We start from the raw sequence: 23,041 nt of genomic DNA, 5'->3' as shown, positions 1-23,041 counted from the left end.
GTGCGCAACCAAGCGGCCGCGGGAAGCATCCCTTAGGTACACACACATGTCTCGGGGGGCATCCATGCACCGTTCGTCCGTCGTCTTCAGATCGCTCATAGCCGTGGCCGCCGTGGCGCTCGCCACCGGCTGTACCGCACAGGCCGCGGGACCGGGCGGCGGTACGTCCGCTCCGGCGCCCTCCGCCTCCGCTTCGTCGGCGTCCTCGCAGCCCGCGGCGACGCCGTCGGCTTCAGGCACGACGGACGACAAGCCGTCCGCTTCGGCCACCGCGTCGCCGACCTCCGACGCGCCGGCCGCCAAGGTCCTGATGACCGACGGGGACGAGAGCGCGCAGGTGCGCGAGCTGCAGGCGCGGCTGCGGCAGATCGGCTACTTCGACCGCGCCCCCACGGGCTTCTTCGGCACGATGACCGCGGGGGCGGTCAAGGGCTTCCAGAAGAAGCGGGAGCTGCCGCAGACCGGCTCGGTGGACGAGACGACCTGGCAGCGGCTCCTCGCGATGACCCACGAGCCCACGGCGGACGAGCTGAAGCCGTCCACCACCAACAAGCTGGACAAGCCCGACGCCCGCTGCATGACCGGGCGGGTGCTGTGCATCAGCAAGGAGAGCCGGACGCTGGCCTGGATGATCGACGGCAAGGTCGTCTCGTCGATGGACGTCCGCTTCGGCTCGGAGAACACCCCGACCCGCGAGGGCACGTTCAAGGTCGACTTCAAGAGCCGTGACCACGTCTCGACGATCTACCACACGCCCATGCCGTACGCGATGTTCTTCAGCGGCGGCCAGGCCGTGCACTACTCGTCGGACTTCGCGGCCCGCGGCTACAACGGGGCCTCGCACGGCTGCGTCAACGTCCGGGACCGGGGGAAGATCGCCACGCTCTTCGGCCAGGTGAACGTCGGCGACAAGGTCGTCGTCCACTGGTAGGCCCCGATGGCCGGGAGGGACGGGCGGAAGGGGCGCGGGTGGGACCGGGGGAACGTGTCCCACCCGCGCCGGGTGCGCGGAGCCGAAGGTACGGGGGGAACCCCGGCTCACTGCGCGGCCGATGACCAGTCGGCTCATTCAGTACTGCGCCGACGGGTCGAAAAGTGTCACACCTCGTGCGTCACGGGTTCCGCGGAGAGCTGCGGGGCGGGTTCGACGGCGGTCGTGGAGGCCCGTCCGCCCTTGCCCGGAGCCTGGTCGGGGGCCGCGCCGCGGCCGGTGTTCCGGTCGCCGCCGCCCTTGCCGCCGGAGGTCTTGCCGCCGGAGGTCTTGGCGCCGGAGCTCTTGCCGCCCGCGCCGCTGCCACCGGTGCTCTTGCCGCCCGTGCTCTTGCCGCCGGTGCTCTTGCCGCCGGCGCCGGAGGAGCCGCCCGCTCGATCCCCTTCGCCGGCGGAGTCGTCGTCGCCGCCCTTGCCGTCGCCCTTGCCGCCGGACGAGTCGCCGCCGGAGGTGTCTCTGGTGGAGCCGCCCTTCGTGGCGCCCGAGGAGCTTCCCGAGTCCGAGCCGCCGGCCAGGACGCGGTCGCAGAAGCGCCGGACGGTCTCGCCGGTCCGCGCCTCCTTCGTGAGCCTGCGCACACCGCTGTCGTCGAGGCGTCCGGCCCGGAAGTCCTGGCAGGCCTTGACGTTCGTGGCGTTCGTCACACCCGAGGTGTCACCGTCGGGGTCCGGCGAACCCTTGCTCCTCCCCGGCTCGGCGGTCCCGCCGCTGTCGCCGTCCGTACCGCCGGAACCGGCCACCACCGGGGGCGTCGGGGCCGAGGAGGACGCGTCGGGGGACCGGCCGTCGCCGGTGGGCGGCGCCGAGGGCCCGCCGCTGCCGAAGCCGTCGTCCGGGGATCCGGAGACGACCGGCTCCGGCGTGTCCACGGCCGACACGGAGCCGGCGGGCGTGGGGGCGTCCCTGTCGAACGGCAGCATGCCCGTACCGGACGCGACGGCGACACCGCCGACCGCGACGGCGGCGACCGCGGCCGCCAGTCCGTACTTCAGTGAGCGGCCCCACCGGCGGGCCGGGTGCAGGACCGGTGCGAGCCGGACCCCGCCGAGCTCCGCGGACGCGGCGGTGTGCGCGATCGGCGAGCGGCCGACGGCGCGCTCGGCGGTGGCCTTGCGGAAGGCGGCCAGGGCGGCCGCCTCGCCGGGAAGTTCGGCCTCCGCCGTCGTACGAGCGAAGGGGACGGACCTGGCCTCCGCCAGGGCCTGGGCGAGGCGCTCGGCCTGCGCGCGGGCGTGATCGTCGACGGGGCCGACCGGCTCGCCGCGCAGCAATCGCTCCGCGGCCTCCTGGTCGAGCCATTCATACCGCTCGTCGGCCATCACATGTCCTTCTGCGTCCGCGCACGCGATTGCGTCACACCACCGGGGGCAGGCGCGCCGGGTCTGCGACCGCGTTGTGGCGGTACGCCCCCGAGTGGGGGGGTGGTCCCGTCACCGTCGGTGCCGAGGAGCTCGGCGAGCCGCTTGAGCCCGCGGTGCGCCGCGGTCCGTACCGCGCCGGGACGCTTTCCCAGGGTGTCGGCGGCGCTCTTGGCGTCGAGCCCGACCACGACCCGCAGGACCACGGCCTCGGCCTGGTCCTGCGGCAGTTGGGCAATCAGTTTCATGGTGTGGCCGGTGGCCAGTGCTTCCAGGGCCTCGTCCGCGGTGTCGGAGTCGGCGGGTTCGTCGGTGAGTTCGGTCTCGTCGCCGCCCGAGGCGGGGCGTCTGCCCCGCATCCGGATGTGGTCCAGCGCCCGGTTGCGGGCGATACGGGCCGCCCAGCCCCGGAACCGGTCCGCGTCACCGCTGAAGCGGTCGAGGTCACGGGCGATCTGGAGCCAGGACTCGGAGGCGACGTCCTCGGCGTCGGCGTCACCGACCAGTGTGCGTATGTAGCCCAGCAGCCGGGGATGCACGGCGCGATACACAGTACGGAAGGCGTCTTCGTCCCCGTCCTGCGCAGCGAGCACCGCGGCCGTCAGCTCCGCGTCGTCCCCCAGCACTCCCCACAACCTGTTCGTCATCGCGGCTGGTCACCACCGCCACGCCGCCCGGCGCGCACCAGCACGCTACGTCCTTTCCCGTCACCGCGTCCATGTTCGTCCGGTCTTTGTACAGCGTGCAACCTTCTCCCGCCGCGACAAGCGCTCTCAGGGTGTGACAGAAAACGCACGCACGGCGCTGAGAGGAGTACGGGGCCGTGCTGCGGCTCCGGCGGACGGCGACCGGGGCCTCTCCTGTGGGGGGTGGCGGCCCCGGTCGTCTTCCTTTCCACCGCTCTGACCAGCCAAAATGCGGGCGCGGGGCATCTCTGACAGAGCGCCGTCGGTCAGCACGGCGACCTATCCCGGTACAGCTTGAACCGACTCAGCGGTCAGTAGTGGTAGCGGGCGGCGAGGATCACGATCTCCTTGTCCGTGACCAGGTACACAAGGCGGTGCTCGTCGTCGATCCGCCTCGACCACGCCCCGGGCAAGTGGTACTTGAGGGGCTCGGGCTTGCCGATCCCCGTGAAGGGGTCACGCTTGACGTCCTCGATGAGCCTGTTGATTCGAGCGAGCATCTTGCGGTCGTTCTTGAGCCAGGACGTGTAGTCCTCCCAGCCCTGGTCCTCGAAGACAAGCCTCACGCAGCACCCGCAGCAGGGTCCACCGCGTCCGGATCGATCAGCTCACGCTCCGACACGTTGATGTTGCCCAGGGCGTTCTCATATGCCTTGAGCAGTCGGCGGGCGTTCGCCGGTGAGCGCAGCAGGTACGAGCCTTCGCGCAGTGCCGCATAGTCCTCGGACGAGATGAGTACGGCGTTGCCGTGCTTGGAGACGATCTCGATCGCCTCGTGATCGTCGTTGACCTTCTTGATCAGGGGAAAGAGAGCCTTGCGGGCTTCGCTCGCAGTTATCGACATGGACTGGCTCCCTAACTCAAGTGGTACCACATAGCGTACCACTGCCAGTCTCCTCAAGCGGGCCCAAAAGGTGACACATCATCCGACCCGTCTGTGACCTCTCCGAACGGCCCGGCTAGGGCCTGGCGCGCCCGGGGCCGTCGTTCCTGAAGTCCTTGGGCCTGTGGCGCCCTTGGGCTCCATGGTCACCCTTGAGCTCGTGGCGTCTGTCGATGCCGCGGCCGCCCCTGACCGGACCGGCGCCGTGGCCCTTGTCACGGTCACGGTCACGGCCCTGCGTCTCGTCCTCCGGCGCCGCCGCCGGCTCGCGGCGCCCTTCGGCGGCGGGGCGCACCGGGGCCGTGAGCTCTCCCGGCCCCCCGTACGTCGCGCCGGGGCCCGCGGAGGCCCCGGGGGCGGAGGGGCGTTCATGGGCCGGGCCGCCTTCCGGTGCCGGCTCGACGGGGTCCACGCTCCCGGCCGCCGCCACCGCGACGCCGCCGAGGAGGACCGTCGCGGCGACCCCGAAGGCGGCCGTCCGCAGGGAACCGCGCCACCGCCTCCGTACCCGGGCGGGACGCCAGTCGTCCTGCCGTCGGGTCCGCAGCGTGCGGTGCTTCCCGGCGTCCCGTGCGGCCCGGAACGCCTCCCGCGCGAGCGCCTCACCCGCGTCGAGCGGCGCGGCGGCTCGTACGTCGGCCGGCAGGTCGGCCCCCGGGGCGGGGCCCTCGTCGGTGTCCGGTTCCCGTGTCATGTTCCATCCTTCTGCCGTCGCGGCGGCTCCGCGGCGGCGGCCAGCAGGCCGGCCAGTCTCCTCAGGCCCCGGTGGCCCGCCGTGCGGACCGCCCCGGGGCGTTTGCCCAGGACGCGGGCGGTCGCCGGTCCGTCCAGGCCGACCACCACCCGGAGCAGGACGGCCTCGGCCTGGTCCGGTGGCAGGCTGCGGACCAGGGCGAGCGTCTGCTCCGTGGAGAGGGTCTCCAGGGCCGCGGCGGCGGTGTCCTGACCGCCCGGCAGCTCCAGTACGTCCTGCTCCAGTAAGGAGGTCCGGGGCCGACGCCGCTGTCTGCGCAGATGATCGAGCGCCCGGTGGCGGGCGATCGTCGCGGTCCAGCCCCGGAACCCGGCCCCGTCGCCGCGGAACCGTCCCAGGTCCCGGGCGATCTCGAGCCAGGCCTCGGAGGCGACGTCCTCGGCGTCCTCCCCGACCAGGCCCCGTACGTAGCCGAGCAGTCCGGGCTGCACCAGGCGGTAGGCCCGGGCGAAGGCGTCTTCGTCCCCGCGCTGCGCGCGCTCGACAAGGATCCCCAGTTCCGCGTCGTCCGCGCCCACGCTTCCCTCTTCGTGCCGACTCGGCACCGCACACCGTGCCCATGCCCTCCAGGAGAGCGGGGCGCACCGCGCGCCGTTCCCCCTTCCCTTCAGCGCGCGGCCCGGCGGAAACGTCACAGCCTCACAGGCAGCGCACAGGAGTTCGGAACCGGCCGTGAAGCAGGAGATAGAAGCGCTGTACCGATTCTTCAGGGCCGGTCTCGAAGCGGTTGACGACCTTTCCGAGCGGGTTCCAGGCGCGTCCGTCGGGCATCCGTATCCCGACCGGCTGCCGGAAGAACTCCCGCTGCCCCTGGTCGAAGTCCACCCAGCGCCCCCCGGCCCGCCGCACGATCACCTCCCCGGTGTACGCGCCGAGGCCCTGGAGGATCGGGTCGACCCGGGCCCGGTCGGGATCGTCGCGTCTGAGCCCGTCGACTATCAGGTCGACCAGTCGGAGGCTGGCCACGGAGTAGTCGAGCGGCAGTCGGCTTCGGCCCGTGAGCCGGTCGACGAACTGGGTCACATAGGCACGCATTCCGTGGGCGGACGGCATGGTCGGCGCGTTGTCGGATTCCCGGTGCATGCCCCACCAAGCGATCCATGGAGCGCAAGTGTCACAGGGAACGGGAGTGGCGCTGATCACACCGGGAGGCCGGCCTCCTCGCCGGCGTCGCGCACCTCGGCGTACCAGCGCCAGGACGTCCGCCGCTCCTGCCCGGGGAGCTCTCCGCGGCCGGTGGCCCACAGCAGGGTCGGCCAGCGGTCGGTCCCGGTGGGCGCGTCCGGGAAGAGCCGGGTGAGCACCTGGTCGCACAGACCGGCGGGCGGCGCCCAAGGAGCCCCGAGGCCGGAGGCGATGTCATGGGTGTGGAGAAGGATCTCGACGATGCCCATCGCCGCGAAGCCCTCGGGGTCGGAGATCCCGAAGCCGTGGTACGAGCGCCGGTCGGCCGGGGCCGTACGGACCAGGGCGACGAGCATCGCTCCGCAGGACTCCAGGACCTGGAGCAGTCCCGCGGTGCCGGCGGCGGGGTCGGCGTAGGTCACGTTGGCGGGGCCGCCCTCGCGCCGCCGCTCCCAGAGGAAGGGCACTTCCCGGTCGAGCGGCGGTGCTTCGAGGCCGATCTGCGCGGCGTAGGCGAAGAGATCGTCGGCGAGGTGCTCGACGGTCTCCCAGCAGCTCCACGTGAGCGTCCCGGCGGGCCGCTGCCAGTCGGCGGCGGTGGTGCCCGCGGCGGCGGTGCGCAGGGTGGTGAGGGAGAGGCGGAGGGCGTGCTGGAGGTCGTCGGCGGTGATACGGGGCCCGGTCGTCATGGCGATCATCATGACGTGCCGCCCACTGTCAACCATCGGTTGACACCGCCTGGACTGTCAACCTAGGGTTGCACTCATGACGAAACCAGTCGGCTCCACCACTCCCGTCCGGCTCGACGACCTCATCGAAGCGATCAAGAAGGTCCACACCGACGCCCTCGACCAGCTCTCCGACGCGGTCATCGCGGCGGACCACCTCGGCGACGTGGCCGACCATCTGATCGGTCACTTCGTCGACCAGGCACGACGCTCGGGCGCCTCCTGGACCGACATCGGCAGGAGCATGGGCGTCACTCGGCAGGCGGCCCAGAAGCGGTTCGTACCCAAGGAACCCGGGACCGCGACGCTCGACCCCGGTGAAGGCTTCGGCCGGTTCACGCCCCGGGCGAAGAACGTCGTCATGGCCGCCCACAACGAGGCCGCGGCCGCCCGCAGCCCGGAGACACTCCCCGCCCACCTGGCCCTCGGACTGCTCGCCGAGCCCGAAGGGCTGGCGGTGCACTGGATCACCTCGCGGGGCGTGACCCCCGAGCAGGTGCGGGAGGCCGTCACGGCGACGCTGCCTCCGCCCGCGGAGGAGGTGCCGGGGCTCATCCCGTACGACGCCGGGGCGAAGAAGGTCCTGGAACTGACGTTCCGCGAGGCCCTCCGGCTGGGCCACAACTACGTCGGCACCGAGCACATCCTGCTGGCGCTGCTGGAGTTCGAGGACGGCAAGGGGGCCCTGACGGGCCTGGGCCTCGACAAGGCGCGGGCGGAGAGGGAGATCGCGGAGACGATCGCGTCGGTGACGCTGCCGGGGCAGGAGGCGTGACACCCGGCCGGGCGCCCTCACGGCGCCCGGCCACTTCCCCGGACCGCCTGCCCCGCCACTTCCCCGGACCGCCCGCCCGGCCACTTCCCCGGACCGCCCGCCCGGCCACTTCCCCGGACCGCCCGCCCGGCCACTTCCCCGGACCGCCCGCCCGGCCGCTTCCCCGGACCGCGCCGTCGGACCGTGCCCTCAAGCCATGCGGGCAGACCGTGCCGTCAGGCCGTACGCGCCCGGCGGGAGACCACGGCCCGGAGCACCCGGCCGCCCTCCGTGGAGAGTTCACGGGCCCGGCGCAGCCCCGTCGGGCCGTGGGCGACCGATTCCAGGACCGTGTGCTGACGGCGCAGTTCTCCGGCGAGAAGGGGGCCCGCCCCGGTCGCGTCCCCGGCCCGGCAGCGCGCGATCAACTCCTCCGTGGCATCGGCTGCGTCGTACCGGCCGTGCAGGACGAGGGCCGTGACGGAGCATCCGGAGGCCCACTCCCGCAGCGGTTCCGTGGCCCATTCCGCGGGCGCGGCGCCCAGCATCTCCCGTACGAGCACGGCGGCCTCGTCCGCGCCGCCCTCCAGTTCGACCCGGGCCTTGGCGATCGCCTCGCCCCACGCCGCGCCGTCGCCGCGCGCGACCGCGGCCCAGACCGGCCGCAGCACGTCGGAACCCTCCGGGGCGAGCAGCGGCAGACACCGGTCCAGGCAGGCGAGCCCGGCGGCGGCCAGGCCCCGTTCGTCGGCCCGGTCGATCAGTTCCAGCAGGCTCATCGGAGGCCTCCCGTTGCGGACGCAGTACTTCCTCTTACTGCGCCGCCTGGCGCGATTACGTCACTACGCGGCCGGAATCATGCCAGTGGCCTTCGCGTGCTGCATAGAGGTCAGACGACGGACGAAGAGAATCGCGAGGACGGCGGCGACGATGTCCACCACGGCCCATCCCATGAGCAGCCCGGCGCCGGCCGCGAACTCGGCCGCCTCGTCGGCGTCGTCGTACACCGCGCCCGCGAAGAGCCCGAAGAGCGACGTCAGGACGAAGAACGTCCACCACCAGTTGAGCAGCGCGAGCGACTCCTCCTTGCCGTCCCCGTAAGGGTCCCGGCGGCTCGCCCGCCAGATTCCGGCCGCCACGCTGCGCGGCCACCAGAAGTTCGCGATCGGGACGAACCAGGCACCGATGGCCCAGCCGGGCCCACCCCGCTGCAGATCGGGCGCGAAGACCCCGGCGTTCCGCCGGACCCGGAAGAACCAGATGACGAAGAGGACCTGGGTCGCAAGCCCCAGCAGCCCCTGAACGACCGTCGTGGCCTCGACGCCCGCGTGGGTGAACCCGGCCGCGTCGGGACGGTCGGCCATCAGAAGCCGCACGTGCAGCGCCGAGAAGAAGAGGAACACGTCGGACAGAGCGATCGCACCGAGCAGGGACACGACCGCGTACGACAGGCCGTTCGGATTGCGGAGCATGGCTGAGCGGAACCCCCGGAGGTGAACGGTGCCCCTCCCCGAGGCGCCGTGCGGCGCGGCGGCCGGGCGGCCGCACGCGGGGAGGGGACCGTACCTCAGTCCGTCAGCGGTGGGTCAGCGCACCTTCGCGGCCAGCGCCTTGAACTGGTCCCACGTCATCGTCGGCTTCCGCTCGTCCCAGAGCTTCTGCGCCGTCGCCGTCAGCGGCATCCGGATGCCGTCCGCCACCTGGGTCTGGGTCTGCGCCTTGGACAGGTCGCACCAGACGGCGAAGCGGCCGCCCAGGATCTGCGGACCGTACCGCTCCGGCACGGGCGTCGTGCCACGCACGACCAGCGGGGTCCACTGCTCGTAGATCCGGCGCCCGGTGGGATACGTGAACTGGTTCGGCTCGCCGAGGACGTAGTAGAGGTACTCGTCGTTGAGGTTGACGAGCTTGCGGCCGGCGCTCAGATAGGCGGTCGGCGGCCGGGCGCCGATCTCCTTGCCGGTCCAGTACTCGACCTCGATGTCCTTGTCGGCGCCCACCACCCCGCCGGGGAAGAAGCCGTCGTTCCACGCCTTCAGCGTCCGGCCCGTCGGACGGACGACCGCCGCGCGGTCGTTGAGCCAGCCCGTCGCCAGGTCCTGGACCCGCGCGGAAGGTCCGTACTTCGCACGGGCCGCACGCGCCAGGGCCGGATAGGTCGCCTCGGGGTCCTTCGACATCAGTGCCACGTACTCGTCCGCGCCCAGATGCCAGTACGCGCCCGGGAACAGGCCCATGTACTCGCGCAGCAGCTCGTCGACGATCTTCGCCGAGGCGGGGTTCGCGATGTCGACGGCGCCGCGCGGCGCCCGGCCCGAGGCGCTCCTGAGCTGGAGGTCCGGGTGGGCGGCGATGACCGCGCCGAGGTGCCCGGGCGAGTCGATCTCGGGGATGACGGTGATGTGCAGGCTCGCGGCGAGATCCACGATCCGCCGGACCTCGGCCTTGGTCAGGTGCTGGGCGGAGACGATCTCGGGGTGGCTGTCGGACTCGATCCGGAAGCCCTGGTCGTCGGAGAAGTGCAGACCGAGCTGGTTGAGCTTCAGATCGGCCATCTCCCGCACCCGGCCCTCGATCCAGGCCGCGGTGAAGTGCTTGCGCGCGATGTCGACCATCAGTCCGCGCTGCGGTTTGGCGGGAGCGTCCGTGACCGTGCCCTCGGGCATCGCACCGGAGCCCTTCACCGACTGCTTGAGGGTCCGGGTGCCGTAGAAGACGCCCGCCTCGTCGGGCCCGGAGATCCGGACGCGGTTGTCGCGGGTGGTGAGCGTGTACGACTCGGCGGCGCCCTTCCCGCCGAGGGCCAACTCGATGTCGCCCGCGCGGGCGGCGACGGCGCCCCGGTAGGAGATCTTCAGCTCCCCGGCGAGCAGCCGTCCCTCGTCGGCGAGCTTTTCGCTGCCGGGTGCGACGACGACACCGGCCTGGGGCACCGGCCGCCAGCCGGGGCCGCGGGCCGCCTCGTGGGAGCGCACGGCGGGGACGGTGAGCGGGGCGGTGGAGAGGGGGTACGTCCGGGTGGGCGTGGGACTGGGCTCGGGCGTCGCACTGGTGGGCGCGCCCGTGACGGCGGACGGGGTGCCGACGCCGGAGGTGGCTCCGCCGGGCCCGGAGGGCGATCCGTCGGAGCAGGCCGTCAGGGTGGTCAGTGCCACCGCGGCCGCGAGGAGGGTGGGGCCCGCGTGGGGCCCACGTATGGAGTACCGCATCACTCGGAATCCTCCCTCAGTCGATGACGGGCGGCCATTCGGGGGGCCATCCGTCGCCGAATGTCAGATCTACGTTCCGAAACTCTCCCTTCCGGGTGAAATTCGCGCATCCGTCGGACAGGTCCCTCTTCCCGTCGATAACGTTGCGTCACATCCACCCCATCCTTCCCGGAGCCCACGCTGACCAGCGACACCCGCGCCCCGTCCCGGAACCTGGGCTCCCCCGCCAGGCCCGCGATACCCGCCCAGCAGGGCGACCCCCGGCGCCCCGCCGGCCTCACACGGTTCAACGCCGTCGCCACGGGCGTCGCCGAGGAGCTGCTCCTCTCCTGCTGCCACAGTCACCGTTGGGCCGAACGGGTGGCCGCGCACCGTCCGTACCCGACCCTCGACGCGCTGCTCGCCGCCGCCGACGAGGCCGGTTACGACCTGTCCGCCGCCGATCTCGAAGAGGCGCTGGCCGCCGAGCGCCCGGCGGCGCCGCACCCGGACGCCCCGCCCGCCGCGCACACCGCCCTGCGCGCCGCCCACGCCGCGTACGAGAGCAGGTTCGGGCACGCCTTCGTGATCAGCCTCGACGGCGTGCGGCCCGCCGAACGGCTCGACCAGGTCCTCGCCGGCATCCGGTCACGGCTCGGCAACGAACCGGAGGAGGAGCTGGCGATCGCCGCCGACGAGCTGCACCGACTCGCCCGCGCCCGGCTCGCCCATCACGTCGCAGTCCTCGCCACACCCGCAGGGGCGTCCGGAATGCGGTGATCCGGGCTTCTGCGATAGCCCGTCCGTGCCTGTTTGATCACACCTATGGACCCCGCGCGAGCGAACCGACAAGTCGTCGCTACGATGACCAGGGCCGGTGGACCGTACCCGGCCGGGTCAGACCGACACTGAAGCCGGCCGACCCTGATCCCCGCTCCCGGAGGGTTTTTCCGTGCCGGCTGGAACGCTGTACCGCGGCCGGGAAGGAATGTGGTCCTGGGTGGCTCATCGAGTCACCGGCGTCCTCATCTTCTTCTTCCTGTTCGTACACGTGCTGGACACCGCTCTCGTCCGCGTCTCGCCCGAGGCGTACGACGATGTCGTGGCGACCTACAAGACGCCGATCGTCGCACTCCTCGAGTACGGCCTCGTCGCCGCCATCCTCTTCCACGCGCTGAACGGTCTCCGTGTCATCGCCGTGGACTTCTGGTCCAAGGGCCCGCGCTACCAGAAGCAGATGCTCTGGACCGTCGTGGGCATCTGGGTCGTGCTGATGGCCTTCTCCGTCTACCCGGTCCTCGGGCACGCCGCACGTGAACTGTTCGGGAGCTGACGCCAGACATGTCTGCTGACACCTCTACCGCGATCGGTCCCGTCGAGGGCGGCGCCCACTACGACGTGGACAACCCGGCCCCGTACATCGAGGCCCCCCGCAAGCGCACCGGCAGGACGCCGCGGGCGACCCGAGGCAACTTCGAGATGGCCGCGTGGCTCTTCATGCGCCTCTCCGGCATCGTCCTCGTCGTCCTGGTCATCGGCCACCTGCTGATCCAGCTCGTGCTGGACGGCGGCGTCTCCAAGATCGGCTTCGCCTTCGTGGCCGGCCGTTGGGCGTCCCCGTTCTGGCAGGTCTGGGACCTGCTGATGCTCTGGCTGGCCATGCTGCACGGCGCCAACGGCCTTCGCACGGTCATCAACGACTACGCGGAGCGGGCCGGTACGCGCCTGTGGCTCAAGGGCCTGCTGTACACCGCCACGGTGTTCACCATCCTTCTGGGCACGCTGGTGATCTTCACCTTCGACCCGAACATCCGCTAGGCACGGGGCTGAGGTAATCCACGTCATGAAGATCCACAAGTACGACACCGTCATCGTCGGCGCCGGCGGCGCCGGCATGCGCGCCGCCATCGAGGCGACGAAGCGCAGCCGCACCGCCGTGCTGACGAAGCTCTACCCCACCCGCTCCCACACGGGCGCCGCGCAGGGCGGCATGGCCGCCGCGCTCGCCAACGTGGAGGAGGACAACTGGGAGTGGCACACCTTCGACACGGTCAAGGGTGGTGACTACCTGGTCGACCAGGACGCCGCCGAGATCCTGGCGAAGGAGGCCATCGACGCCGTCCTCGACCTGGAGAAGATGGGCCTGCCGTTCAACCGGACCCCGAACGGCACCATCGACCAGCGCCGCTTCGGCGGGCACTCCCGCAACCACGGCGAGGCCCCGGTCCGCCGGTCCTGCTACGCCGCGGACCGCACCGGTCACATGATCCTCCAGACGCTGTACCAGAACTGCGTCAAGGAGGGCGTGGAGTTCTTCAACGAGTTCTACGTCCTGGACCAGCTGATCACCGAGGACCCCGAGACCGGTCTCAAGAAGTCGGCCGGTGTGGTCGCCTACGAGCTGGCCACCGGCGAGATCCACATCTTCCAGGCCAAGGCCGTGATCTACGCCTCCGGCGGCACGGGCAAGTTCTTCAAGGTGACCTCCAACGCGCACACCCTCACCGGTGACGGCCAGGCGGCCTGCTACCGGCGCGGTCTGCCGCTGGAGGACATGGAGTTCTTCCAGTTCCACCCGACGGGCATCTGGCGCATGGGCATCCTGCTGACGGAGGGCGCCCGCGGTGAGGGCGGCATCCTCCGCAACAAGGACGGCGAGCGCTTCATGGAGAAGTACGCGCCGGTCATGAAGGACCTCGCGTCCCGTGACGTCGTCTCGCGCTCCATCTACACGGAGATCCGCGAAGGCCGCGGCTGCGGTCCCGAGGGCGACCACGTCTACCTCGACCTGACGCACCTTCCGCCGGAGCAGCTGGACGCCAAGCTCCCGGACATCACCGAGTTCGCCCGTACGTACCTCGGCATCGAGCCCTACACGGACCCGATCCCGATCCAGCCGACCGCGCACTACGCCATGGGCGGCATCCCGACCAACGTCCAGGGTGAGGTCCTCAGCGACAACACCACCGTCGTCCCGGGTCTGTACGCCGCGGGCGAGGTCGCCTGTGTCTCCGTGCACGGCGCCAACCGTCTGGGCACCAACTCGCTCCTGGACATCAACGTCTTCGGCAAGCGCGCCGGTATCGCCGCCGCCGAGTACTCGGCGAAGTCCGACTTCGTCGAGCTGCCCGAGAACCCGGCCTCGTTCGTCGCCGAGCAGGTCGAGCGGCTGCGCAACTCCACCGGCACCGAGCGGGTCTCCGTGCTCCGCAAGGAGCTGCAGGAGACGATGGACGCCAACGTGATGGTGTTCCGTACCGAGCAGACCATCAAGACGGCGGTCGAGAAGATCGCCGAGCTGCGCGAGCGCTACCTGAACGTGTCCATCCAGGACAAGGGCAAGCGCTTCAACACGGATCTGCTGGAGGCCATCGAGCTGGGCAACCTGCTCGACCTGGCCGAGGTCATGGCCGTCTCGGCCCTGGCGCGCAAGGAGTCCCGCGGCGGTCACTACCGCGAGGACTACCCCAACCGCGACGACGTCAACTTCATGCGCCACACCATGGCGTACCGCGAGGTCGGCGCCGACGGCTCCGAGACCGTGCGTCTCGACTACAAGCCCGTCGTCCAGACCCGCTACCAGCCGATGGAGCGTAAGTACTGATGGCTACCCCCGTACTCGACAAGGTGGAGAAGGACTCCGCCGCCTCGCCGTACATCACGGTCACCCTCCGGATCCGCCGCTTCAACCCCGAGGTCTCGGACGCGGCGGTCTGGGAGGACTTCCAGATCGAGATCGACCCCAAGGAGCGCGTGCTCGACGCCCTCCACAAGATCAAGTGGGACGTCGACGGCTCGCTCACCTTCCGGCGCTCCTGCGCGCACGGCATCTGCGGCTCCGACGCGATGCGGATCAACGGCAAGAACAGGCTCGCCTGCAAGACGCTGATCAAGGACATCAACCCGGAGAAGCCGATCACGGTCGAGGCCATCAAGGGCCTCACGGTCCTCAAGGACCTCGTGGTCGACATGGAGCCGTTCTTCCAGGCGTACCGGGACGTCATGCCGTTCCTGGTCACCAAGGGCAACGAGCCGACGCGCGAGCGTCTGCAGTCGGCCGAGGACCGCGAGCGCTTCGACGACACCACCAAGTGCATCCTGTGCGCCGCGTGCACGTCGTCCTGCCCGGTCTTCTGGAACGACGGCCAGTACTTCGGTCCGGCCGCGATCGTCAACGCGCACCGCTTCATCTTCGACTCGCGTGACGAGGCGGGCGAGCAGCGCCTGGAGATCCTGAACGACAAGGACGGCGTGTGGCGTTGCCGCACGACGTTCAACTGCACGGACGCCTGCCCGCGTGGCATCGAGGTCACGAAGGCGATCCAGGAGGTCAAGCGCGCGCTGATCACGCGTCGCTTCTGACACCAGGTTTCCTGGTTCCGTCACCCGGTTCCGTCACCTGGTTCCGTCACACAGTTCGGTCCGGAAGCCCGCTTCTGTACGCTGCGGCGTGCAGGAGCGGGCTTCTGTCGTTGTCGCAAGCCTTGTCGCAAGCGTTGTGGAAAGCGGGGAAGATATGAGCGAGCCGAACCCTTACGCGGACGGTGAGTACACCTGGGGGCCTGATCAGCAGGCCGGAACGCCCGGGTACGGGTATCCGCATGCGGGGTCGGGCCCCGCGTACCAGCCGACGCTGGCCGACGGAGTGCCGGTCCCGCCGCAGTACCCGCCGGTGCCCCAGGGGGGCGGAGCGCCGCTGCTGAGCCTCGGTGACATCACCGTCGTCGGGGACCAGATCATCACGCCGGCCGGTGCGATGCCGCTCAAGGGCGCGGTGTGGAACGCGATGGACATGTCGCGGACCGAGGAGAAGATCCCGACCGTCGCGATCGTGCTGGCCATCATCTTCGCCCTGCTGTGCCTGATCGGTCTGCTGTTCCTGCTGATGAAGGAGAAGCACACCACCGGCTTCATCCAGGTCACCGTGACCAGCGGCGGCCGGCACCACACCACCATGATCCCGGCGACCGGACCGGACACCATCCACCGGGTCATGGGACAGCTCAACTACGCGCGTTCGCTGAGCATGTAAGCCCTGCCGGAACGCTCGGGACGACCGTGCCGGCCATCAGCCGGCGCGGCCCCGTCGCCGAGCCCGGCGTGGGCCGGTCAGCCGTGCCAGGCCTCGGTGCCGCCGGTCTCCTCGGCGACCACCATGATCCGGCGGAGCATGTCGTTGAACAGCACCCGCTCGTCCTCGTCGAGGACACCGAGCAGCCGGTCCTCCTCGTGGCCGAGGACGTCCATGGCGCCGAGCCAGGTCTCCCGGCCGGAAGGGGTGAGTTCGACGACGACCCGGCGCCGGTCCGTCGTGGACGGTGTGCGGCGGACGAAGCCGCGCTTCTCCAGGGCGTCGAGACGGCCGGTGACGGAGGCGGGGGCGAGGTCGAGGTCTTGGGCGAGTTCGGAGGGGGCGGCGCTGCCGCCGCGGCCGGCGAGCTTGTGGAGGGTGTCGAACTCGTGGCGTTCCAGGTCGAAGTCGAGGAGTGACTGCTCGCGGACCCGGCGCAGATGGACGGAGAGCTTCTTCATACGGGTGACCGCGCCCTCGACGACGGGGTCGAGGCCGGGCAGGACCGGCTGCCAGCGAGCCACGTGCTCGTCGGTCCAGTCGCGCTGCGTCGGCCCTGCGGGGTCGGTCGGCTCCATGGATCGATCGTACGTCGCGCCCGGCGTTCCTTCGATCCCAAATATTTCGTTGACGAATTATTCGGTACCGAAATACTCTCCGGGGCATGTCCGCCGCCCCTCCCGAGCCGTCCTCCTCCTCCGTGCCGGATTCCGCGCCCGTCCGCCACCCGCTGCGCACCCGCCCCTTCCGGCTGCTCTTCGCCGGCCGGGCGCTCTCCCTCCTCGGTGACGCCGTCATCCCGGCCGCGCTCGCCATCGCCGTCTGGGAGGCCACCGGTTCGTCCTCCGCGCTCGCCCTCGTCCTGGCCTGCGCGATGGTGCCCAAGCTTCTGCTGCTGCCGGTCGGCGGTGTCGTCGGCGACCGCTTCGACGCCCGTACGGTCGCGATGGCCACCGACCTCGTCCGGTGCGCGACCCAACTCCTCGTCGGGTGGCAGCTGCTGAGCGGCGAGCCGAGCCTGTGGGTGATCGCCGGGGCCGAGGTCGTCGGCGGCGCGGCCGGCGCGTTCTCGATGCCGACCGGCTCCCCGCTGATCAAGGGAACGGTCGCCCCCGAGGCGCTGCAGCGCGCCAACGCGGCGATGGGCGTGGCCCAGAGCGCCACCCGCATCGGCGGTCCCGCCCTCGCCGGCGCGCTGATCTGGACGGCGGGCGCGGGCTGGGCGTTCGTCCTGGACGCCGCCACGTTCGCGATCAGCGCCGCCCTGCTGCGTGCCGTACGGGTCGAGCGGGTCCCGGTCCCCCGCCGCTCCCTGCGCGCCGACCTGAGGGAGGGCTGGCAGGAGGTCAGGTCCCGCGACTGGTACTGGACCAGCCTCGTCGCCCACAGCGCCTGGAACGGCGCAGCCGCCGTCCTGATGACCCTCGGCCCGTCGATCGCCCTCACCCGGCTCGGCGGCACGACCGTCTGGGTGGTGCTCCTGCAGACCGGCGCCGTGGGCTTCCTCCTCGGCGCCCTGCTCGCCGACCGGCTGCGCCCCCGGCGTCCAGTCCTGACGGCGAACCTCGGGCTCGCCGCCTACGCCCTGCCCCTGTTCCTGCTGGCCGTCCCCGCCCCCGCGCCTCTGATCATCGCCGCGTACGGGATCGCCCAAGCCGGCCTCGGCTTCCTCTCACCCGTCTGGGAGACCGCCGTCCAGCGGGCGGTCCCCGCCCACACCCTGGCCCGCGTCACCTCCTACGACTGGCTGCTCTCCCTGGCCGCCATGCCCCTGGGCTACGCCCTGGCTCCGGTCGCCGCCGCGGCGTGGGGGCCTGAAGTCCCCCTGATCGCCGCCGGGGTGATCGTGGGCGGCTGCTGCCTGGGCACGGCCCTGGCCCCCGGCGTGCGACGGTTCGGCGCCGAGCGCTGACCGGCAGGGGGGACCGTCACGCGGCCCCGGACCGCGCGATCACCGCCCCGGTACGGCGGGGGCCGCGACCTCCGCCGTGCGGCGCGATCACCGCCCCGGTACGGCGGGGGCCGCGACCTCCGCTGTGCGGCGCCCCAGGAATCCGACGAGCAGCGCGCTCGTCTCCTCCGGGCGCTCCAGGGCCGGGAGGTGGCCCGCCCAGTCCAGTTCGACGAGACGGGCGTCCGGCAGGTGGGCCGCGAGCCGGGCCGCGATCGCCCGGAAGTCGGCCACGTCGTGCGCCCCGGTGACCACCAGACACGGCACGCCGATCCCGGCCAGCTCCTCGACGGCGACCTGGGGATCGACCGGGTAGAACTCCTCCGGTACGGCGAGTTGTACGTCGAAGGCGTGCCGCTGCATGACGCGTACCCGCTCGCGCGCCTCGGCTCCGGCCTCCGGGCCGAGCCAGGTGTCGACGTTGAGGGCGACCGCTCCGTCGATGTCGCCGGCCTCCAGGAGCGCGTCCTCCTGTCCGCCCCAGGCGCGCAGTTCCGCGCTCCCCTCGTGGCCGGGCATGCCCGGGCAGAGCAGGGCGAGCGTGGAGACCCGCTCGGGGTGGCGGGCGGCGAGCTGCAGGGCCACCTTGCCGCCGAAGGACGAGCCGACGAGAGCCGCCCGTTCGACGCCGAGCGTGTCGAGGAGCGCGACGACGTCGTCGGCGTGGGTGTGCGGGGCGTCGACGGGCGTCTCGCCGAAGCCGCGGAGGTCGCAGCGGACCACGCGGTGCCCGGCGGCGGCCAGCGCCTCGAACTGGGCGTCCCACATCCTTCGGTCGCAGACGCCGGAGTGGAGCAGGACGACAGTGCTGGGGCCTTCACCGGCCAGGTCATGAGAGAGCGTCACGCGCTGACCTTAGGCGGCCGGACAGCTGAGCGCCTGTTCTTTTGTCCGGAGGCGCGGACGGACGCGTGCCACCCACTTGAACATGTTCAAAGAACGCCCTAGAGTCATGAACGTCAGCTTTTGAACGCGTTCAAGGGAGCGTGGGGCATGGACCTCACTGTCGTCGCGTACATCGTCTACCTGCTGATCAGCGTGGGCCTGACCGTCTGGGTCGCCCGTACGCTCAGCCGCAACGGAAGGATCTTCCTCGCCGACGTCCTGCACGGGAACGAGAAACTCGCAGAGGCCGTGAACCACCTCCTGGTGGTCGGCTTCTACCTCGTCAACTTCGGCTTCGTCGCCCTCTACCTCGGCCAGGAGGACACCGTCGTCGACGCCCGGAACCTCTTCGAGGCGCTCTCGGTCAAGCTCGGCGTGGTGCTGCTCGTCCTCGGCGTGATGCACCTCGGCAACGTCTACGTCCTCAACAAGATCCGCCGCCGCGGCGTGATGGAGCGTGAGCAGGTCCCGCCGGTGCCCCCGCAGGGCTGGACCGGTCCGGCCAAGGGCCCGTGGACACCGCCCGCCGCGGGCGCGGGCGCCGGGGTGTGAGCGCCCCATGACGACGCCGACCGGGCCACCGCCGGGGCGACCGATCACGCCCGTCCACCGGCTGACGGTGCTGTACGACGCCGACTGCTCGCTCTGTGTCCATCTGCGGCACTGGCTCATGCGGCAGCGCCAGCTCGTCCCGCTCGACCTGGTCCCGGCCGCCTCCCAGGAGGCCAGGCGCCGCTTCCCCGGCCTCGATCACGCGTCCACCCTGCGGGAGATCACCGTGATCGGGGACCGGGGGCAGGTCTACCGCGCCACCTCCGCCTGGATCGTCTGCCTCTGGGCCCTGGCCGACCACCGGCCCAAGGCCCACTGGCTGGCGACGCCGGCCGGGCAGCCGTTCGCACGGGCGACCGTCCTCGCCGCCGCCAAGTGGCGCGAGGCGGTCAAGGCCTACGGGCCTGGCTGCGAGGACGGGCTGTGTGAGCTGCCCGGCGCTCCCGGATAGGCTCGGGCACTGTGAAGGACGTGAAGGACGTGAAGGACGAGAAGCCCGCCGACGCCGCCGAACCCGCCGAGGCGGTCGAACTCGGCGCGGCGGGCGCGGCGGAAGGGACGGGCGGGGCGGACGGGACGGACGGGACCGGCGGGGCAGAAGACGCGGCCGGGTCCAAGGCCCCCGCCAAGGCCCCGAAGAGCGAACAGACCCGCACCCTCATCCTCGAAACCGCCCTCCGGCTCTTCAAGGAGCGCGGCTACGACAAGACGACGATGCGGGCCATCGCCCAGGAGGCCGGGGTCTCCGTCGGCAACGCGTACTACTACTTCTCCTCCAAGGAACACCTCGTCCAGGGCTTCTACGACCGGATCGCCGAGGAACACCAGGCGGCCGTCGCGGGGATCCTCGACAGCGACGAGAAGGACCTCACAGCCCGCATCCGCGGGGTCCTGCTCGGCTGGCTCGACATCGCCGAGCCGTACCACGAGTTCGCGGCCCAGTTCTTCAAGAACGCCGCCGACCCGGACAGCCCGCTCAGCCCCTTCTCCCCGGAGTCCGAGGGCCCGCGCGAGGCGGCCATCGAGGTGCACCGACGGGTCATCTCCGGCGCCTCGGTGAAGGTCGACCCCGAACTGGCCGAGCCGCTCCCGCAGTTGCTCTGGCTCCAGCAGATGGGTCTGGTGCTGTTCTGGGTGTACGACCGCTCCGAGGGCTGCGCCAACAGCCGGCGTCTGGTCGAGCGTCTGGCCCCGGTCACCGCCCGGGCGATCTCGCTCTCGCGCTTCCGGCTGCTGCGCCCTCTTGTGAAGGAGACGCACGACCTCCTCGCCGACTTCATGCCGACGGCGGCCGGGATGGCGGCCTCGGGCATGCCGAAGCGCGCGGTGCCGAAGGCGAAGACGAAGGCGAAGAAGCCCGGAAAGAACGACTGAGCACGGGGGCCCGGGGCTTGGGGCTTGGGGCTTGGGGCTTGGGGCCCGGGCCAGAAGGCGACCTAGACCCAGTCGAGCTCCCAGAGGCGCCAGATGCCGGTGCCGTCGGAGAGGTACTGGGAGCCGGCGACGTCCGCCGTCGCCAGCACGTAGTCCTTCTTCTGCCACAGCGGTACCAGCGGAACGTCGTCGGCGACCTCCGTCTGGATGTCCTCGAACGCGTTGGCCGCGGCGGCCCGGTCGCTGTACTGCTGCGTGGCGTAGATCAACGAGTCGATCCTCTTGCTCGCGAACCCGTTGTGCATGGCGTTGCCGGAACCGACGAGCGGGGCGGTGAAGCTGTCCGAGTCGGGGAAGTCCGGGAGCCAGCCGACCGGGTACGCGTCGTAGTCGCCCCGCGCGTAGGCCTTCTGGAAATCCTTCCACTCCGCCTCGGCGAGCTTGACCTCGAACAGGCCCGTCTCCTCCAGCTGCCGCTTCAGCTCGGCCGCCTCCGCGGCGTACGTGGCGTCCTTGCGGTAGCCGAGGGTGAAGCGCACCGGCGTCTCGACCTCCGCGGCCTCCAGCAGGCTCTCGGCCTTCTTCCTGGACGGCTCCGGGTACGTGTCGTAGAACGACGTGCTGTGGCCGTTGAAGCCCTGCGGGATGAGGGAGTACAGCGGCTGGACCGTGCCGTGGTAGGCGCCGGTGACGATCGCCGGGCGGTCGATCACGGCGGCGACGGCCTGCCGGACCGCCTTCTCCGCCATGGGCGAGCCGGACTTCACGTTGAAGTACAGATTGCGGATCTCGGCGGTCTGCGCCTCCGTGACCCGGGTGGAGTCCTCACCGGCGCCCAGCGTGGAGAGGAACTGCGGCGGCATCTGCCGGTGCGTGACGTCGACCTGATGGGTCTTCCACGCGGAAGCGAGCTTCTCGGACTCGGTGAAGTACTTGACGACGACCGGGCGGCCGGCCTTGGCGACCGCGCCCCGGTACAGCGGGTTGGGCTCCAGCCGCGCGCTCTCGCCGGGCTTGTACTGCTTGAGGACGTACGGCCCCGAGCCGTCGACCGTGTTGCCCTCGCGCAGCGTCCTCGCCGGGTACTGCGTGCGGTCGACGATCGAGCCGGCGCCGGTGGCGAGCTTCAGCGGGAAGGTCGCGTCGCGGCCGCTCAGATCGAAGGTGACGGTCTGGCCGTCGGCCAGGACCTTCCGGAGGGTCGGGAAGAGCGGCTGCGGGCCGACGTCCGACTTGATGCGCAGCATCCGCTCGAAGGAGTACACGACGTCCTCGCCGGTGACCTTGCGGCCGTTGGCGAAGGTGAGGTCGTCGCGGAGCTCGCACTGGTACGTGGTGAGCCTGGCGCCGACGAACTTGCAGCTCTTGGCGGCGTCCGGGACGGGCGTGGTGAAGCCCGGCTGGAAGGTCAGCAGCGACTGGAACACATTGCTGTACATCGCCCAGGAACCGGCGTCATAGGCGCCGGCCGGATCGAGGGAGGTGACCTCGTCGGTGGTACCGACGGTGATGGCGTCGGTCCGGACGTCGTCGGAGGGCAGCAGTTGCCAGCCTCCCACCCCGGCGGCCACCAGAACTCCACAAGTGATGAGGATCCGCAAACGGACCGTCGACCGCATGCCGTGCTTCCTTTTTTCGAGCCCGCCCCTGTCGCGGCGGCGCCCGGCCGTGCCGCGATGGCGTCACCCAATCACACGGAATTCACAAGTGGAAGAGTAAACCTTCACAGTGCACGCATATGTCCGGGATAGGGGGACTTCGGGGGACGGGGCGGCACGTATCCGGGCGCTGCCGGGGCACTGTCCCGGCACTGACCGAGCAGCGCCCTGGCAGCACCCGGGCAGTACGCGGGCAGTACGCGGGTCGGTTCAGGCCTGCTTCGACGCGAGCTCGACGAGCGTGATGTCGGAGGGCGCCCCGACCCGGACCGGCGGTCCCCAGGCGCCCGCGCCCCGGGAGACGTAGAGCTGGGTGTCGCCGTAGCGCTCCAGGCCCGCGACGGTCGGGTTGGCCAGCTCGGCGAGGTAGTTCCCGGGCCAGAGCTGACCGCCGTGGGTGTGGCCGGAGAGCTGGAGGTCGACGCCGTGGCGGACGGCGTCGTGGACGACGATCGGCTGGTGCGCGAGCAGGACGGCGGCCTTCGCGCGGTCGCGGTCACCGAGCGCCCGGGCGAAGTCGGGGCCCTGGCCCTCGCTCTCGCCGGCGACGTCGTCGACTCCGGCGAGGTCGAAACCGGCGCCGATCTCGACGCGTTCGTTGCGCAGCGGGCGCAGGCCGAGTTCGCGGACGTGGTCGACCCAGGCGTCGGCTCCGGAGAAGTACTCGTGGTTGCCGGTCACGAAGAAGGAGCCGTGGCGGGCGCGGAGCCGGGCGAGCGGCTCGGCGGCGGGGCCGAGGTTCTCGACGGTGCCGTCGACGAGGTCGCCGACGACGGCGATCAGATCGGGCTGGGCGGCGTTGATGGTGTCGACGATGCGCTGGGTGTGGGCGCGGCCGAGGATCGGCCCGAGATGGATGTCGGAGACGACGGCGATCCGGTATCCGTGTGCGGCGCGGGACAGCTTGGCGAGGGGCACGGTGACCCGCTTGACGCGCGGGCCGCGCAGCACCCCGTACGTCCCGTAGCCGACGGTCCCCACGGCGGCGGCGGCCGCGGCGCCCCCGACGACCCGGGAGACGAACAGCCGCCGCGACAGGGCGGCGGGGCCGGCCGGGGCGCCACCGGCAGCAGTGCCGCGATC

General features: G+C 71.3%; 27 protein-coding genes. 12 read left to right on the top strand and 15 right to left on the bottom strand.

Annotated elements, in window-relative coordinates; all coding sequences use genetic code 11:
• Positions 1–64: 64 nt before the first annotated feature.
• Positions 65–931: a L,D-transpeptidase family protein gene (locus tag J7E93_RS14490; RefSeq protein WP_215069286.1), complete on the top strand. Its 867-nt coding sequence runs from the start codon at positions 65–67 to the stop codon at positions 929–931.
• A 167-nt stretch (positions 932–1,098) separates the two neighbouring features.
• On the opposite strand, the gene J7E93_RS14485 is transcribed toward J7E93_RS14490, so the two are convergent.
• The 8 genes from J7E93_RS14485 to J7E93_RS14450 form a co-directional block, all read right to left on the bottom strand.
• On the bottom strand, positions 1,099–2,310 hold the full coding sequence (locus J7E93_RS14485) for a hypothetical protein (RefSeq protein WP_215069280.1): 1,212 nt from the start codon (positions 2,308–2,310) through the stop codon (positions 1,099–1,101).
• Positions 2,310–2,975: an RNA polymerase sigma factor gene (locus J7E93_RS14480; protein WP_215069386.1), complete on the bottom strand. Its 666-nt coding sequence runs from the start codon at positions 2,973–2,975 to the stop codon at positions 2,310–2,312. Before J7E93_RS14480 ends, J7E93_RS14485 begins: the two co-directional genes overlap by 1 nt.
• Positions 2,976–3,346: 371 nt before the next feature.
• Complete coding sequence (locus J7E93_RS14475; protein ID WP_215069278.1) at positions 3,347–3,601, bottom strand: Txe/YoeB family addiction module toxin; 255 nt, start codon at positions 3,599–3,601, stop codon at positions 3,347–3,349.
• Positions 3,598–3,879: a type II toxin-antitoxin system Phd/YefM family antitoxin gene (locus tag J7E93_RS14470; protein WP_215069276.1), complete on the bottom strand. Its 282-nt coding sequence runs from the start codon at positions 3,877–3,879 to the stop codon at positions 3,598–3,600. The genes J7E93_RS14475 and J7E93_RS14470 overlap by 4 nt, the downstream gene beginning before the upstream one ends.
• Before the next feature lie 115 nt (positions 3,880–3,994).
• On the bottom strand, positions 3,995–4,612 hold the full coding sequence (locus J7E93_RS14465) for a hypothetical protein (RefSeq protein ID WP_215069275.1): 618 nt from the start codon (positions 4,610–4,612) through the stop codon (positions 3,995–3,997).
• Positions 4,609–5,190 (bottom strand): RNA polymerase sigma factor, encoded by a 582-nt coding sequence (locus tag J7E93_RS14460; RefSeq protein ID WP_215069273.1) that lies wholly within the window; start codon positions 5,188–5,190, stop codon positions 4,609–4,611. Before J7E93_RS14460 ends, J7E93_RS14465 begins: the two co-directional genes overlap by 4 nt.
• Positions 5,191–5,311: 121 nt before the next feature.
• The gene (locus tag J7E93_RS14455; RefSeq protein WP_251066545.1) at positions 5,312–5,755 is read right to left on the bottom strand and encodes a hypothetical protein; all 444 of its coding nucleotides are present in this window, start codon (positions 5,753–5,755) and stop codon (positions 5,312–5,314) included.
• 56 nt (positions 5,756–5,811) lie between these two features.
• Positions 5,812–6,486 (bottom strand): DinB family protein, encoded by a 675-nt coding sequence (locus J7E93_RS14450; RefSeq protein WP_251066544.1) that lies wholly within the window; start codon positions 6,484–6,486, stop codon positions 5,812–5,814.
• Positions 6,487–6,562: 76 nt separating this feature from the next.
• Between J7E93_RS14450 and J7E93_RS14445 the strand changes: the two genes are divergently transcribed.
• Positions 6,563–7,300, top strand: coding sequence for a Clp protease N-terminal domain-containing protein (locus tag J7E93_RS14445; RefSeq protein ID WP_215069271.1), 738 nt, complete (start codon positions 6,563–6,565; stop codon positions 7,298–7,300).
• Positions 7,301–7,515: 215 nt separating this feature from the next.
• On the opposite strand, the gene J7E93_RS14440 is transcribed toward J7E93_RS14445, so the two are convergent.
• From J7E93_RS14440 to J7E93_RS14430, 3 genes are all read right to left on the bottom strand, one after another.
• Positions 7,516–8,058, bottom strand: a complete 543-nt coding sequence (locus J7E93_RS14440; protein WP_215069269.1) for a hypothetical protein — start codon at positions 8,056–8,058, stop codon at positions 7,516–7,518.
• A 63-nt stretch (positions 8,059–8,121) separates the two neighbouring features.
• On the bottom strand, positions 8,122–8,751 hold the full coding sequence (locus J7E93_RS14435; protein ID WP_215069267.1) for a DUF4328 domain-containing protein: 630 nt from the start codon (positions 8,749–8,751) through the stop codon (positions 8,122–8,124).
• Between the two features lie 114 nt (positions 8,752–8,865).
• Entirely contained in the window at positions 8,866–10,488 is a 1,623-nt protein-coding gene (locus J7E93_RS14430) for a glycoside hydrolase family 20 protein (protein ID WP_215069265.1), read from the bottom strand.
• A gap of 213 nt (positions 10,489–10,701) precedes the next feature.
• On the opposite strand from J7E93_RS14430, the gene J7E93_RS14425 reads away from it, so the two are divergent.
• The 6 genes from J7E93_RS14425 to J7E93_RS14400 all read left to right on the top strand — a co-directional run bounded on the left by J7E93_RS14425 (position 10,702) and on the right by J7E93_RS14400 (position 15,499).
• Entirely contained in the window at positions 10,702–11,247 is a 546-nt protein-coding gene (locus tag J7E93_RS14425; RefSeq protein ID WP_215069380.1) for a 2-oxo-4-hydroxy-4-carboxy-5-ureidoimidazoline decarboxylase, read from the top strand.
• Between the two features lie 172 nt (positions 11,248–11,419).
• The gene (gene sdhC / locus J7E93_RS14420) at positions 11,420–11,800 is read left to right on the top strand and encodes a succinate dehydrogenase, cytochrome b556 subunit (RefSeq protein WP_215069263.1); all 381 of its coding nucleotides are present in this window, start codon (positions 11,420–11,422) and stop codon (positions 11,798–11,800) included.
• 8 nt (positions 11,801–11,808) lie between these two features.
• Positions 11,809–12,285 (top strand): succinate dehydrogenase hydrophobic membrane anchor subunit, encoded by a 477-nt coding sequence (locus J7E93_RS14415; protein WP_215069262.1) that lies wholly within the window; start codon positions 11,809–11,811, stop codon positions 12,283–12,285.
• A 25-nt stretch (positions 12,286–12,310) separates the two neighbouring features.
• Positions 12,311–14,071, top strand: coding sequence for a succinate dehydrogenase flavoprotein subunit (gene sdhA, locus J7E93_RS14410; RefSeq protein ID WP_215069260.1), 1,761 nt, complete (start codon positions 12,311–12,313; stop codon positions 14,069–14,071).
• Positions 14,071–14,829, top strand: a complete 759-nt coding sequence (locus J7E93_RS14405; protein ID WP_215069258.1) for a succinate dehydrogenase iron-sulfur subunit — start codon at positions 14,071–14,073, stop codon at positions 14,827–14,829. Before sdhA ends, J7E93_RS14405 begins: the two co-directional genes overlap by 1 nt.
• 154 nt (positions 14,830–14,983) lie before the next feature.
• Positions 14,984–15,499 carry a hypothetical protein gene (locus tag J7E93_RS14400; protein WP_215069256.1) on the top strand — a complete coding sequence of 172 codons (516 nt, stop codon included), beginning with the start codon at positions 14,984–14,986 and terminating at the stop codon, positions 15,497–15,499.
• A 77-nt stretch (positions 15,500–15,576) separates the two neighbouring features.
• Here J7E93_RS14400 and J7E93_RS14395 read toward each other — a convergent pair whose 3' ends face one another.
• Positions 15,577–16,116 (bottom strand): MarR family winged helix-turn-helix transcriptional regulator, encoded by a 540-nt coding sequence (locus tag J7E93_RS14395; RefSeq protein WP_215069255.1) that lies wholly within the window; start codon positions 16,114–16,116, stop codon positions 15,577–15,579.
• 86 nt (positions 16,117–16,202) lie between these two features.
• Between J7E93_RS14395 and J7E93_RS14390 the strand changes: the two genes are divergently transcribed.
• Complete coding sequence (locus J7E93_RS14390) at positions 16,203–17,450, top strand: MFS transporter (protein WP_215069253.1); 1,248 nt, start codon at positions 16,203–16,205, stop codon at positions 17,448–17,450.
• Between the two features lie 87 nt (positions 17,451–17,537).
• On the opposite strand, the gene J7E93_RS14385 is transcribed toward J7E93_RS14390, so the two are convergent.
• Positions 17,538–18,335 carry an alpha/beta fold hydrolase gene (locus J7E93_RS14385; protein ID WP_215069251.1) on the bottom strand — a complete coding sequence of 266 codons (798 nt, stop codon included), beginning with the start codon at positions 18,333–18,335 and terminating at the stop codon, positions 17,538–17,540.
• A gap of 147 nt (positions 18,336–18,482) precedes the next feature.
• On the opposite strand from J7E93_RS14385, the gene J7E93_RS14380 reads away from it, so the two are divergent.
• The 3 genes from J7E93_RS14380 to J7E93_RS14370 all read left to right on the top strand — a co-directional run bounded on the left by J7E93_RS14380 (position 18,483) and on the right by J7E93_RS14370 (position 20,300).
• Positions 18,483–18,926, top strand: a complete 444-nt coding sequence (locus J7E93_RS14380; protein WP_215069249.1) for a hypothetical protein — start codon at positions 18,483–18,485, stop codon at positions 18,924–18,926.
• Between the two features lie 7 nt (positions 18,927–18,933).
• Complete coding sequence (locus J7E93_RS14375; protein WP_215069247.1) at positions 18,934–19,377, top strand: thiol-disulfide oxidoreductase DCC family protein; 444 nt, start codon at positions 18,934–18,936, stop codon at positions 19,375–19,377.
• A 209-nt stretch (positions 19,378–19,586) separates the two neighbouring features.
• Positions 19,587–20,300: a TetR family transcriptional regulator gene (locus J7E93_RS14370; RefSeq protein WP_308368599.1), complete on the top strand. Its 714-nt coding sequence runs from the start codon at positions 19,587–19,589 to the stop codon at positions 20,298–20,300.
• 62 nt (positions 20,301–20,362) lie between these two features.
• Here J7E93_RS14370 and J7E93_RS14365 read toward each other — a convergent pair whose 3' ends face one another.
• Positions 20,363–21,919, bottom strand: coding sequence for an ABC transporter substrate-binding protein (locus J7E93_RS14365; protein ID WP_215069245.1), 1,557 nt, complete (start codon positions 21,917–21,919; stop codon positions 20,363–20,365).
• A 249-nt stretch (positions 21,920–22,168) separates the two neighbouring features.
• Positions 22,169–23,041: metallophosphoesterase (locus tag J7E93_RS14360; protein WP_251066543.1), on the bottom strand; the 873-nt coding region annotated here is incomplete at its 5' end.

The organism is Streptomyces sp. ISL-36 (assembly GCF_018614205.1).
Classification (GTDB): domain Bacteria; phylum Actinomycetota; class Actinomycetes; order Streptomycetales; family Streptomycetaceae; genus Streptomyces.
Note: the sequence above shows the minus strand (reverse complement) of the source record. Positions and strands in the feature narration are given on the sequence as shown.